A 13,111-nucleotide genomic window follows, 5' to 3' on the forward strand; every position below is an offset into this window, starting at 1 on the left:
AAGGGGCCTTGTGAACAGGAGTGTCCACAAGACCCCAACATTTATTATAGAACCTGTTTTCTAATAATTCGATAATCCGGTGAAAGAGCAATCTTCCCTCTGACACGGGCATCGTAAAGAAATCCCCGATATCAGCAGTTATCGTGATACCGGGGATATATCTTTTATTCGTTCAGTTTTCGTCTGGTCTTACGATCAATGGAAGCGCCAGGTCATGCCGACGTTGAGTTCCCAATCGCGGCCATAGGAGCCGTTGAAGGTTCTTTCGAATTCAAACCACAGGCTTCTGTCGTGACTCAGTTCGGCCGTGATTCCGGCACCTACGTCGTACCATGTATCGTGATCGCTCTTATCGAAGCGCAGGCGTTCCAATCCATCCACAGAGGTCAGATCAAAAGTCCTGTTGCCGGCAAATTCATGAAGGATGTCGGCTTTAAAGTACCAAGATGTATTAGCGTCGATGTCTTTGCCCAAGCGGAAGCCTAAGCGGCCAATGAGGCTGTGGACGCTGTCGAAGTCTTGATGGATGCCGTCGCTGGTCCGGTAGTTGGTCCCATTGATATGCGTATATTGGAGCTGGCTCTGAGGTTCGACGTACCACGAATCGCTCAGAACTTTCTTGCGGCCCCATTCGACGCTGGCCTGTTGGTACCAGGTTCCGAAGGAGCTCTTCGATTCGTCGCCATTGATGAGTCTCGTCGTCCCTTCGGCATTCAAGCGGCCAATACGGCCGACGACGTCGAGGTAATGGCCCTTCTGGCCGAGCCAAGTCCGATAGAAGCTGCCCGTGTAGCCCTTATACTTGCCCTGACCTTCGGTAAAGGAGGTTTGGCTGCGAAGGTAGCTGAAGGAAAAGCCCTGACGAAGGGGGCTGTCGTCGCTCGGTTTTACCGTATCGTAACCGAGTTCAAAACGATTGCTGTGGCCGTCATAGCTGTCGCGGCCGAGGTGACGATAGGTCAAACGAGCCCACATGCCCGAATCTTCACCATCGGCATAACGAGCTTCGCCGAGGCGTTTATTGAGGGTATCCATATTGGTCGCCAAGTCGAAGAGCGTCCGGTTCTGTACGACAGCAGCCGGAACGACATTGCTTTCGACGCTAGCGACGGAGCCGAAATACCAGTCCGTCGTGTCGCCCGTCGTTTCATGGGTCAGGCCGATGAGATAATCATAGAGGTGCCCTTTATTGACGTTGCGCTGTTGAATGGGGCTGGTAAGGACGGCATCGCTGTTATTGAGCTCGGCGACATAGAGGCGGTCGTTAACGGCCATCTTATCGAGGTTCATAACAGTCGGATTGCTCACCAAAGCCTGCGTCCCCGTGGCACTATCAGTGACCTTCAAATAATCACTGTTGGCCGTGACGCCTTTCGTTCCCTGATTGGACAGCCAGTCCAAATCCATGACCAGCGCCCCTGTACCGGAGAGGGTCTTCGCCGTTACCTGCTGTCCCGTCCGATTGCTGCCACTCATATTGACAGTGCCGTTATTGGTAAGATTGGTCAAAGAACTGTCGCCGGTGACGTTCCAAACGGTCCCCTCACCAAGCGTCAGGTTCAAGGTACCGGTGCTGTCCGCACTGTCAGATACAGCCGCCCGATTCACAGACGAGTCGAGAGAAGCCGTGCTGTCCGACACCGATGTCGTCCCGGTCAAATAGGATCCAGCCGTATTCAAGTCGAGAGAAATAGTACCGCCGTTAGAAACGACATTGCCTTCAATATATTTATCCGAATCAGCCGCAGTAGCATCAATGGTGCCACCGTCAGCAGCCCGAAAAGCCGTATCGGTGCTGTGAAAGGTCAAGGGGCCATTGAAAAGAATCGTCCCGCCATTAGTGGCCACGGCTCCGTCAGCCGTATTCATAGCGGCGTCCCCTTCGAGGTTGATACTGCCGCTATCAGCCGTAAGTCCCGTTGCACGGCTCTGAAGTGTTACCGGATCCTTGAAAAGAATCGTTCCGCCATTGGTGGCCACAGCGCCATCAGCCGTATCCATGGCAGCGTCCCCGTCGAGGGTGATACTGCCACCATCAGCCATAAGTCCCGTTGCACTGCTCTGAAGCGTTACCGGCCCCTTAAAAAGAATCGTTCCACTATTGGCAGCCACAGCTCCGCTTCCGACTTCCATGATGACAGGCCCTTCGAGGGTAATGCTGCCGCCGTTGTTGGCATAAGCTCCTACCGCGCCGTTGTTAGAGATGGACATGGTACCGTCCATGACTTTCGCCGTAATCGTGCCGTTGTCGGCATAAAGATTAGATGCAAGCGGATTCGTTGCATCTGTACCGGCCGTCGAGAGAATCATATCGTGACCAGCTATCAAGTTGACAACACCCCCAGACTTCGCCTGAGCGTTGCGAGCAGTTACTCCGATAGATAGAATCATATCATGGTCAGCGGTAACTTCGTTTCGCCCCAATGAATCCGAAGAAATCATACTGCCCTTTACAGTATTGACTCCAGAGGTGATAAATTTGATATCATGGCTAGAATCGATATCAATCGTAGATTTATTACCTGCCCACAAAGTGCTTTGAGCATTGCTGAAAAAGTCCCTGCTCTTTAGGGAAAAGGAGGAATTATTTGTAATTCCTATAGCGGGCGATGATGACAAATTCGTAATATGAAATAAGACGTCGTTATCAGCCGCTACTTCTACAGAAGAATTACCCACAATTTTAAACAGATTGGTTGAGCGAACACTGTTTATTACGATGTTGCGACCAGCTTCAATTCTCGCCTTCATCCCAGAAGCAAAAGAATTGACAGGACTCCCATTCTTATGTTTGTGATTATAGACAATATCACGCCCCGCCTCAATATTGATTTGACTCTGCTTTCCATAAATGATATTTCCGTTACCTTCATTATCGAAGACAATGTCATTGCCGGAAATCATCTCCAGTGAGGAGTCATTGCTTACGGTAAGTATTGGAGAACTTTCTATTTTAGCCTGATTAAACAATAAGTTGCGACCGGCCCGCACCTTCGCCTTTCCTCCATCCGTAAGATTAAGTATATTCGTAGTATTTTCATTGGTCAGAGTCACATCGCGACCAGCCGATAGATGTAAGATATTATCACCAACCATAGAAATAAGAGTTGCAGGTGAATCAGACCTCTTTTTATTCAACTGAATATCATTTCTAGCATCTAAGGAAATATTATGCCCTAATCCAACAGCATATATGAGATTAGCCTTATGTGTGGTGCCGGTGATATTCCAAGCATTCACAACCTCGGCCTTATTATTGCTCCCACCTGTCAAATTGATAAACGAACCGTAGTCGCCAGCAGTAATATTTTTCCCATTCATATCGAAGGTAAAAGAATTCCCATCTTCACCGACAGTTGAAATGATAGACATTGTATCATCATTGTTATCCAAATCAGCTTCTTCCCCATTTTTGATAATTACATCATTTTTGGCTTGAACTGTTTTTTCGCTCTCATCAAAGGAAATAGCATGGTTTCTGCCTTTGATTTCATATGTACCACCGATATCATTCTCATCAGTCCAAGGATAAGAAGATGCCGAACAGACACCGGCAGTAGGCATAGCCATCAGCATGGTCAGAATACAGGCCCGCAAAACTTTTCTTTTATAGTCACACATAGAATCCACTTCCAATCCGTATATTCTTATTCATTTAATTAAATTATAAATCAATTTCATGCATAAATCTATACGAATTTGTTTTAATAAACACATTTAATTGTATTCTAATATACAGTTTTACGTTTAACGTATTGTCGTTAAGCCAAACTTAAAAAGTCTTAGTCAAAAAAATCCCCGACAGCCGTATTGCTATCGGAGATCAGGTATTCATTTATGGCTCATCTTTCACAGACAGAAAATTTAAAACGGTCGCCGTTCAGGGCACTCCATCCCAAAATAAAAGGCCACGCACCTCATTTCCCTGTACCCATTTTGGACAAGGTCGTCAGGCACCAGGCAAAGGCTTTAGCACAGCGCTTATCCGTATGTTGGAAGTGATTGCCTTTATTCCATTCGAGAGCTGCTTCCAGTCCTTCGAGAGAATTCAGATACTCATAGTGGCTGCAGATGCAGTCCTTGACGGCAGCCATGACGGGATTGCGGGTCCGCCATTCTCGATCGCCGAGGCTGAGGTAGACGGCCTTCGTCTTAGGCCGGTCCTGCCGGGCATAATCCAGCCAATCGGGAAACCAAACCGACGGCGACGCAGCGGCAATGGCTGAAAAGGCATCGGTCTGCCACGCCGTCCACAGTGCGAAGAGTCCGGCTAAAGAATAACCGCCTAAGATGATTGGCAAATCTTGAGGCAGTCCGTATTCTTTGGCTGCCTTCGGGACGAGCTCTTTTTCGATAAAGGCCAAAGTTTCTCCTGCACCGTGACCAAAGGCAGTATTGCCAAAGACCGGCGGCGCATCCCAGGGGGACAATGCTTCATAAGGCACCGCCACGGAAAAGGCCAGTAAGGAAAAAGGCACGTCCACGGCATCGACAAGGGCCTGAACTTCTTTGTCCAGCGCCGCTTTATCCGGTTCGTCGACGGGCTGGATCAGCAGATACGACGGCGACGCCCCTTCATAAAGGACGCAGTCTCTGCCGGCAACGGAAAAGAAATGTTTCTCCACTGTCTCACCGCCCTTCTTTATCGGCTAAAAAGGCTTCGGCATCTTTGCGGATATCTTCTAAATCGAGGCCCTGGCTGCGGGCACCGAAGATACAGCCGCAGTACGGCTGGCGATAGAGTCCGTAGGCTTCGGCCATCTTAGTCGACGTCAGAAAGCCGTTGCCCTTCTTAAAATCCGTAGGCAAGTAGGAAATCCCGTATGCTTCTTCAATCTCGCGGCCGACGTCATTGATGACCTGCGAATTTTTATGAGGGCTGACGGTCAAGGTCGTCGTAAAGTAATCGAAGTCGAGTTCCTTCATCTTTTCGGCAGCGGCCTTCATGCGCTGCTCAAAGCAGACGCGGCAGCGGGCGCCGCCTTCCGGTTCGTCTTCAAGACCCTTTACGGCTTCAAAATACGTTTTAGGCTCGTAAGGGGCCGCCAAAAACTTGACGTCGTGTCCTGTCTTTTCATTATAGTCGGCAATGAATTCTTTCTGCACCCATTCCCGGCGCTTATATTCCGCTTCGGGATGAATGTTGGGATTAAAAAAATACACCGTCACGTCGGCAACGGAAACCAGGCGATCCAAGACGGCCGTACTGCAGGGGCCGCAGCAGGAATGGAGCAGGACCTTCGGCTTGACGCCCTCTTGCTGCCAGCTCTTAGCCATCCGCTGGTACACCGTATCGTAATTGATGCGCTGATTCGGATTCATCCGCGCCAACACTTCATGAAAATCAATCATCGTCTGTACTCACTTTCTACCGGGTCACGACGGTGCCGCATCCCGGTCCTATGTAAAAAAACACCCGCGCGGCTTCCCGGCTGCGTGGGTATGGTCTTTCAAATTGGTGGAGCATAGGGGGATCGAACCCCTGACCTCAAGATTGCGAACCTTGCGCTCTCCCATCTGAGCTAATGCCCCAATACGTCCTTATTGTAACGCAAAATCCACTGCGGTACAAGAAAAAATTGATCCCCGCCCCGAACCGGCCCCATCATTCAAACAGTTTTTCTAAGCGATAGATCACACCGTCGCCTGCAGGTTACCTTCTCGACTAAATTTTACTCAGGTTATTTTTAGTCAGAAAATCCTGACTCAGTTTCATCCGACTAAAAAATTTCTGAGTAAAAAGTTCTCCCATTTCAAGTTTTCGCGGCTACAGGAAAAGAAGAATAATTTTATATCCCCCCTATGGGCTTATATTTCTTCCTTTTTTTCAGTAAAATAATACTATATTAAATTATTCGTGGAAAAGAGGTCATTATCAATGCATATCCCAGAGAATTATCTGAGCCCTTCGACGTGCGGCGTCCTCGGAGCCGTCATGATTCCCATTTGGCTACTTTCGATCCGCAAGGTCAAGGAAACGGTGCCCCGTGAAAAGCAGCCCCTCCTCGGCGTGGCTGCAGCCTTTTCCTTTTTGGCTATGATGTTCAACGTTCCCCTTCCGGGCGGTACGACGGGCCATGCCGTCGGCGGCACGCTCATCGCCATCCTCCTCGGACCCTACGCTGCCTGTCTCTCTGTCAGTGTGGCTCTCCTCATTCAGGCCCTCTTTTTTGGCGACGGCGGCATCCTGGCCTTTGGCGCCAACAGTTTTAATATGGCTTTTGCCCTGCCCTTTACGGGATATTTCGTCTATCACGGTGTAAAACGCCTCATCTCTTCGGATATCATCGCCGCCGGTATCGGCTCCTACGTCGGCATCAATGTGGCCGCCTTCTGTGCCGCCGTTGAGTTCGGCATCCAGCCCTTACTGTTCACCGATGCCGCCGGTCAAGCCTTGTACTGCCCGTACCCCCTGTCTATTTCGATTCCGGCCATGATGATCGGCCACATCACGATTTTCGGTTTGGCTGAAGTCATCTTTACGACAGGCGTCCTGGCTTATCTCAAAAAGACCTCTCCCGATTTGTTCCATATGACAGCCCCGGCTTCGTCGAGCAAATCCCTCTTCGGACTCTTGGCCGCCCTTATCTTGGCCACGCCCTTAGGCCTCTTGGCTGCCGGTACGGCATGGGGCGAATGGGATGTGGAAGAACTGGCTGAAACGGACTTCTTCGGATCGGCCTTAGGTTATACCCCGGCCGGCATGGAAAACGGCTTTTCCTTCGACGTCCTCATGCCGGACTACGCCATTGCCGGCCTCCCCGACGCCTTGGGCTACATCATTTCCGCCCTCGTCGGCACGGCCTTGTTGATCATCATCTTTAAAGTCATCGCGTCCTTCCTGCCGGCCAAGCCGTCATTCGACACGCCGTCTCAACATTAGGAGGCCTGAACGATGAAGCTCCCCGAATGGGTACAGCGCGAAGAAACATATAATCCCGGCCGTGACCGGGATTATTTCATTTCCCGCTCCCTCCTGCGCTTAGTCTCGGTGCTGAAAGCCCTGCGCCAACAGCACGGCCCGTCCCGCTGGAACGTCGCTGCCGGTCCGGCCCTGATCACTATGCTGGTCATGATTCTGCTCATAGTCCTCTGTCGGACCATGGCTTTTCTCTGGGCCGTCCTGGCCGGTGAATTGGTCCTCCTGGCCTTCCATCCCGGCCGTCAGCTGCGCACGACCTTGGCGGCAGCCCTGGCCGCTTCCGCCGTCTGTGCCGTCATCGTCGCCCCGGCCTTCTTCCTCGGCAACGGACGCCACGTCTTTCTCCTGCCTTGTAAAACCTGTCTCACCGTCCTCTGTCTGATGCTCCTCCAGCAAAATGTGTCGTGGCACAAACTGACGGCTGCCCTCAGGGCCTTTCATGTCCCGTCTTTGGTCATATTCATCTTGGACACGACCCTGCGTTACATCACCATCCTCGGCCAGGAATCGGCAGAACTCCTGACCGCCTTGAAACTTCGCTCTGTCGGCCGCAATCCCGATAAAAAAGCGGCTCTCAGCGGCGTCGCCGGCATTATGCTGCAAAAGTCCCAGCGCCTGTCGCAGGACCTCTACGAAGCCATGCGCTGCCGCGGTTTTACCGGCGATTACCAAGTTTACGACGACGGAAAAAGGCGGTCCCTGTCGCCGGCCACGGGCGTACTGCTCCTGATGCTCTTGTCTTATGTCTATCTCTTCGTCCGTTTGGAAGGAGTTCTTTCATGATTATTCTCGACGACGTCTGTTTTGCCTACGACGACAGACCCATTCTCAATCACCTGACGGAGACGATTGAACCCGGTCAGGCCGTCCTCCTCACCGGTCCCAACGGCTCCGGCAAATCGACCCTCTTGCGGCTGTTGAACGGCCTGATTTTTCCGCAACTTGGGACCTATACCTTTGACGGCACGGTAATTACGGCGGCTAAGATGCGCGACCACCGCTATTCAAAATGGTTTCACCAGCGCATGGGCTATATCTGGCAGCATCCCGATTCGCAGCTCTTTTGCAGCAGCGTCCGCGAAGAATTGGCCTTTGGTCCCGTTCAAATGGGCCTCCCTGCCGAAGAAGTCAGAAAGCGCGTCGATGACGCCTTAGAACTCCTAGGCCTGACGAACCTGGCCGAACGGGCGCCTTATTCCCTGTCCGGCGGCGAAAAGAAACGGACGGCCATGGCATCTATCTTGACCATGAACCCGCAGATTTGGACCATGGATGAACCTGAAAGCTACCTCGACGCCGACGGCCTGACCTGGCTGGAAGATTTCCTGCCCAGCCTGAAAGCAGCCGGAAAGACCCTCATCGTAGCCACCCACCACGCCGGCATCATCCAGAAAATCATCGATAAAGAAATATTCATGAAGTCATAAAAAAACAGATGCAAGCCTACTCGTAGGTCTGCATCTGTTTTTGATTGGCCATCACGCGAGGGTTGGCCGTATTGATTCGTCCGGCTTCGGTCAAAGCCCGGCTGCCGGCGTCGTATTTCCCTTGCCGAAAGTATAAGACAGTCATGGCATTGGCGGCGTCTGCCGACTGCGGTGAAAAGCGGAGGATTTCTCGGAAGGAGCGCAGGGCTTCTTCATCTTTTCCGAGGTCCATGGCCAGCATTCCGCGATTGTACCAGGCTTCTAAAAATTCGGGCCGAATGGCAATAGCCCTATCGTAACTTATAAGGGAATCGTCGAGGTTCCCTCTTTTTTGCTGGGTCAAGGCCAAATCATACCAGGCCGCCGAAGACGTCTCATTTCGCTTTACCGCTTGACGGAAATCCTGCTCGGCCAGCCAATAGTAGCCTTTATGGAAGAAGACGATGCCCCGATAGAGATAGGACGCGGGGTCATCACGGTGAAGGATGACCTTTTCAAAGCCCGTCAGCAAGTCGTCATCGCTCCCGTCCGGCGTCTGGGCTTCGGTCCACATCCAGAGGATTTCCTGGCCGTAGTGCTTGCCGGGGACGGCCCAGCGGCCGTTGAGACCAGTCCAGGCCGATACTTTTCCGTAGAGTTCGGGATGATTCTGAACGAGGAGTTCATAGCGCGGATCGATGATGGCCGTCTTTGGCCGTTCCGTGCTGGCATAGGCCAAAAGATGCTGGATATGGGCGCGGACGCCGAGCTGAGGCGTTGCAAAACTGGCACCGGGCACCCCATTTCCCGTCGCACCGAGGCCGCAGAAATTATTCTGCTCAGGCGACACGTCACCGCCATAAGCAAAGTACCCCGTCTCTTTCAATGCCTGACAGAGGGCTACATCCGGGCGGATGCCTTCGCGGCCGGCTTCGTCGTAATAAGCCTGTACGACGTCCTCTAAGGGAGCGTTCAATTTAGGATTGGCATTGCGCAGACGGATGAAGCGGACCATCTGCTCGGGAGACACCGTCGCCGGCCCCATAATCGTGTCGGATCCTTCCGGGACATCCAGGAAGGGCCGATCATAAGGGGGCAGTATCTGCCAGGGAGCTTTCTCGATAGCCTGTTTATCAACGCCGGCTTCGGCCTGAACCGGGAAGGGCACGAAAAAGGGCAGGCCCAAGAGCGCTGCCCCCATAAGGCCTGCCGAAAGACCTCTTTTCAGCTTAGAATTCACGATAGATGCCCTTCTTCCGCTTGGCTTCCGTAGATTTAGAAATATAGGTTCCCAGAACTAAAGGATAGCCCTTGCGCTCGATGATCTGGGCCATGTAGTTTCGGAAGGGACAGGGCGGCCGGTGATACGAGTCGGATACGACGCACGAGGCGAAATGGATGGTAACGTTTTCTTTTTTATCGCCGTACCGCTTTATCTTCCGAGTCAAGTTCTCGAGCTTAGCCGAAATGCCGGCACCACAGCAACCGCCGCAGGTCATCATGAGAAACCGCGTATCGGCGGGATAGTCGGCCATGGTGTCCACGCGGTTGACGAAGGTATTCATGCAGGCATAGCCGCTGCAGCGCTTAGTGACGATATCGCATTGGATGACGACGACTAATTGGGACATAAGAATCCCTCCTTTTAGTTATATACGTAGGTATTCAAGAAATCCTGAGTCCAAGCCTGATCGATGCGGGCCAGCGCCGGTTCTTCTTTCGGCAGATTTTCCGATAAGGACTGTTGAAACTGACTGTACAAGGGACTGAGGCCCTCCTGAAAATCGATATAGGCGCCTTGTTCCGAGGCCTTGTCGAAGAATACCAGGCGAAGGGAACCGTCATCTTGACTGACGAAGTGGCAGCTGGTAACCTTAAATTCCTTATCCTGTTCCTTAAATTGAGCCAGGGCCGCGGCCTTCGTCAATTCCATCAGGCGGTCATCGAGGCCGGCTTCGAAGATCGTAATTTTTTCCAGCAAATCTTCTTTCGTCCGGACCAAGCGGAAGACATAGTGATTGGCACTCATTTTCTCAAAGACCTGGTGATTTTCCGTCATATCGCGGTCGGCCCGCTGTTCGTCATTTTCGGTCGGCCCGTAGAAGACCATGAAGCGGCGATCGGCATCGTGATATAAGAAACCGTAGTCGATATTGACCGTCGTGCCGCAGTGCGGGCAGTGATAGTGAAAGGCTTCCAGGGAAGCGATGCTGTCTTTCATTTCCGGATTTTCGGCGATGTCGACACTGTCCCAAACGGTAAAATTCCCGGCCTTTTGACAAGCAGGACACGTGATTTCTTCTTGATGCTGCATACTCATGATGAATACCTCTCTTCTCTGCCGCGATAGTCGGCGTTTTTTTTATTATACCACAATCATAGACCCCGGCATACGGCCAAACACGGCTCTAAAGGGACTTCTATGCGCCGCTGGTCACACGCAGTCCGACGATGCCGGCGACGATGAGACCCACCGACAAGACCTGCCAGGGCGACAGGGATTCGTGAAAGAAAATCAGGCCGGCGATGACGGTTCCAACGATACCGATGCCCGTCCAAATGGCATAGGCCATGCTGATGGGAAGATGACGCAGGGCCAGACTCAAAAAGATGAAGCTGCCGACCATGGCGACCAAGGTAAGGACGCTGGGCCCGAGCCGTGAAAACCCGTGAGTATATTTCAGGCCGACGGCCCAGCCCATTTCCAAAATACCGGCAATCAATAAGTAAATCCAAGACATACAAATCCTCTCCTTCTCTAAAAAAAAGGTACGCTGCACGATTCCAACAAAGGCCTACTGGAATCGTATCGCGTACCCGGCGGTAATCTATATATGCAGTTAAAATGTTTCTACGGGAGGCATTTTAGCACAGAAAATTTTCCTTGTCAACAGTCCAATCCTTTCTTGAAAAGTCTCATGCCATCACCACAAAATCTCTTCCGGATAAACGTTTGACCTTTTCCATCCTACAGACAGACGAAAGCGGATATGCTATAGTTAAAACAGCAACTGTGAAGGGAGGCATCTCTATGAAAGACGCCTATGTAAAATTCATGCTGGCAACGGTCATCTACGGTACCAACGGCATCATTGCCAGCCACATTCCGCTGTCGAGCTACGAAATCGTCCTGACCCGAACGGTCCTGGGCAGCTTGTTTTTAATGGTCCTGACGACCTTCCGCCATGAATGGAGCACCCTCCATCAGATGACGCCAAGAGAATGGCTGCTCTTAGTCCTGGCCGGCCTCTTTCTGGGCGGAAACTGGATTTTTCTCTATGAAGCCTACCAGCATATCGGCGTCAGTTTGGCCACCCTCTTGTGCTATATCGGGCCCATTTTGATTATGATACTGTCGCGATTCGTCTTTAAAGAGCCCTTCACCCTTCCCAAAGTCACAGCCATGATTTTGGTCACCTTAGGCATCATGGCCATCAATGGGGCCGACTTCCAGGCTCACGGCCTTTCCTGGGGCGTCGCCTGCGGCTTTCTCGGGGCCGTCTGCTTTGCCCTCTTAATCATCGTCATGAAAAAGGCAGAGCCCATGGCGGGCTTTTTTGCCCCGGCCTGTCAGCTCGTCGTCGCCTCACTCCTCGTCGGCGCCGTCACCTATACCATCCCGGCTCCGGCCGTCGATTTGACCCTCCAAGACCTATCCTACATGGCCATATTAGGCATCGTCAATACGGGCCTCGGCTATGCCCTCTATTTTACCGGCGTTCAGCATTTGTCGGCCCAGAGCGTTTCTATCTGCGGCTATTTCGAGCCCTTCACGGCCCTCCTCTTGTCGGCCCTGATTCTCGGTGAAGTCCTGACGCCCATGCAGTGGCTCGGCGCCGTTCTGATCCTCGGCGGCGTCGCCTTGAGTGAATTATGGCATCCCCGCAAAAAAAGACAAGAAGCATTGTAAAGCCTCGGTCATGCCGTCCTGTCGATACGCTAGGACGGCATATTCGGTAAAAGCGTCGGCTAAGGGAATGACCCGAAGACCCGGATAGGCATCCCCTTGATGGAGGGGCAGGACGGCAAAGCCTTGGGACATGCTGACCGTCAAGAGCTGTTCGGACAAGTTCTTACAGCGATGGATTTCTTCAAAGTCCTGATGAAAAGCCTGTCGAAAATTCTTCCGTATCTTCTCGACATAAGCTTGACTGTCCGACTTGGTCACAAAGGGCGTATGGCCGATGACGGCTTCAATAGCCCCATATCGTTCCCATAGGGAATTGGCGCAGACAAAGGACTGGCGAATGGCGAACAAGGGCCGATACGTAAAGGAGTCCTTCACCGACTGAGCATCGGAAAAGACGAATCCGTCGAGGAGGCCGGCCGCTAACTGACGCTCTAAATCAGCTGCGTCATCAAAACTAAAATACAATTTATATTCCGGATAGGCTTCTTCAAACCGGCGCAGCCATAAGGCTTCGACGTATTCCTGCATGGCCATTCCCAGACGGATTTCGGTATGACCCTTCCGCCGCAAGGAATCGCGAAGTGCTTCATAGGACCGGCAAATCTCCGTCATGCCTTCGTAAAAACGGCGGCCTTCTGCCGTGAGTGACACTCCGCGGTGTTCCCGGTAGAAAAGTGTACAGCCTAAATCGCGTTCCAAATGGGTAATATATTTTGTCATCGTCGTCTGGGCGATATGGCAGTTGCGGGCAGCCTGGGTAAAATTATTCAGCCTCGCCGCTTCTAAAAAATACCGTATCTTGGAAAGATCCATGTCCATTCTCCTTATCCATCACTTTTTTTCATGGCAAAGTCCACAGGTTTCATTAGTCAA

General features: G+C 51.9%; 12 protein-coding genes and 1 tRNA gene. 4 read left to right on the plus strand and 9 right to left on the minus strand.

Going from position 1 to position 13,111, the window contains the following annotated elements; genetic code table 11:
- Window positions 1-195 precede the first annotated feature (195 nt).
- From QZQ46_RS07610 to QZQ46_RS07625, 4 genes are all read right to left on the minus strand, one after another.
- The gene (locus QZQ46_RS07610; RefSeq protein ID WP_296828528.1) at window positions 196-2,310 is read right to left on the minus strand and encodes an autotransporter outer membrane beta-barrel domain-containing protein; all 2,115 of its coding nucleotides are present in this window, start codon (window positions 2,308-2,310) and stop codon (window positions 196-198) included.
- 1,607 nt (window positions 2,311-3,917) lie between these two features.
- Window positions 3,918-4,625: an alpha/beta hydrolase-fold protein gene (locus QZQ46_RS07615; protein WP_296828530.1), complete on the minus strand. Its 708-nt coding sequence runs from the start codon at window positions 4,623-4,625 to the stop codon at window positions 3,918-3,920.
- 4 nt (window positions 4,626-4,629) lie between these two features.
- Window positions 4,630-5,352 carry an epoxyqueuosine reductase QueH gene (locus QZQ46_RS07620; protein WP_296828533.1) on the minus strand — a complete coding sequence of 241 codons (723 nt, stop codon included), beginning with the start codon at window positions 5,350-5,352 and terminating at the stop codon, window positions 4,630-4,632.
- Between the two features lie 104 nt (window positions 5,353-5,456).
- Window positions 5,457-5,532, minus strand: a tRNA-Ala gene (locus QZQ46_RS07625).
- Window positions 5,533-5,878: 346 nt separating this feature from the next.
- Here QZQ46_RS07625 and cbiM point away from each other — a divergent pair.
- From cbiM to QZQ46_RS07640, 3 genes are read left to right on the plus strand one after another with little or no spacing between them, the layout of a single operon-like run.
- The gene (gene cbiM / locus QZQ46_RS07630) at window positions 5,879-6,883 is read left to right on the plus strand and encodes a cobalt transporter CbiM (protein WP_296828535.1); all 1,005 of its coding nucleotides are present in this window, start codon (window positions 5,879-5,881) and stop codon (window positions 6,881-6,883) included.
- 12 nt (window positions 6,884-6,895) lie between these two features.
- Window positions 6,896-7,705 (plus strand): energy-coupling factor transporter transmembrane component T, encoded by an 810-nt coding sequence (locus tag QZQ46_RS07635; RefSeq protein WP_296828537.1) that lies wholly within the window; start codon window positions 6,896-6,898, stop codon window positions 7,703-7,705.
- Complete coding sequence (locus QZQ46_RS07640) at window positions 7,702-8,349, plus strand: energy-coupling factor ABC transporter ATP-binding protein (RefSeq protein ID WP_296828539.1); 648 nt, start codon at window positions 7,702-7,704, stop codon at window positions 8,347-8,349. The genes QZQ46_RS07635 and QZQ46_RS07640 overlap by 4 nt, the downstream gene beginning before the upstream one ends.
- Before the next feature lie 16 nt (window positions 8,350-8,365).
- Here the strand turns inward: QZQ46_RS07640 and QZQ46_RS07645 are convergent, their stop codons facing one another.
- The 4 genes from QZQ46_RS07645 to sugE form a co-directional block, all read right to left on the minus strand.
- The gene (locus QZQ46_RS07645) at window positions 8,366-9,568 is read right to left on the minus strand and encodes a tetratricopeptide repeat protein (RefSeq protein WP_296828541.1); all 1,203 of its coding nucleotides are present in this window, start codon (window positions 9,566-9,568) and stop codon (window positions 8,366-8,368) included.
- Window positions 9,558-9,959, minus strand: coding sequence for a CGGC domain-containing protein (locus tag QZQ46_RS07650; RefSeq protein WP_296828543.1), 402 nt, complete (start codon window positions 9,957-9,959; stop codon window positions 9,558-9,560). Before QZQ46_RS07650 ends, QZQ46_RS07645 begins: the two co-directional genes overlap by 11 nt.
- A 14-nt stretch (window positions 9,960-9,973) precedes the next feature.
- A complete protein-coding gene (locus tag QZQ46_RS07655) occupies window positions 9,974-10,648 on the minus strand; it encodes a CpXC domain-containing protein (RefSeq protein ID WP_296828545.1) in 675 nt (224 codons plus the stop codon).
- A gap of 100 nt (window positions 10,649-10,748) precedes the next feature.
- Window positions 10,749-11,111 (minus strand): quaternary ammonium compound efflux SMR transporter SugE, encoded by a 363-nt coding sequence (gene sugE / locus QZQ46_RS07660; protein ID WP_366135377.1) that lies wholly within the window; start codon window positions 11,109-11,111, stop codon window positions 10,749-10,751.
- 248 nt (window positions 11,112-11,359) lie between these two features.
- Here sugE and QZQ46_RS07665 point away from each other — a divergent pair, with 248 nt between their 5' ends.
- On the plus strand, window positions 11,360-12,238 hold the full coding sequence (locus tag QZQ46_RS07665) for a DMT family transporter (protein ID WP_296828549.1): 879 nt from the start codon (window positions 11,360-11,362) through the stop codon (window positions 12,236-12,238).
- On the opposite strand, the gene QZQ46_RS07670 is transcribed toward QZQ46_RS07665, so the two are convergent.
- Complete coding sequence (locus QZQ46_RS07670; protein WP_296828551.1) at window positions 12,200-13,051, minus strand: LysR family transcriptional regulator; 852 nt, start codon at window positions 13,049-13,051, stop codon at window positions 12,200-12,202. The two genes, QZQ46_RS07665 and QZQ46_RS07670, sit on opposite strands and share 39 nt — an antisense overlap.
- Window positions 13,052-13,111 lie beyond the last annotated feature (60 nt).

This window comes from uncultured Megasphaera sp. (genome assembly GCF_900539295.1).
In the GTDB taxonomy this organism is placed as follows: domain Bacteria; phylum Bacillota; class Negativicutes; order Veillonellales; family Megasphaeraceae; genus Megasphaera.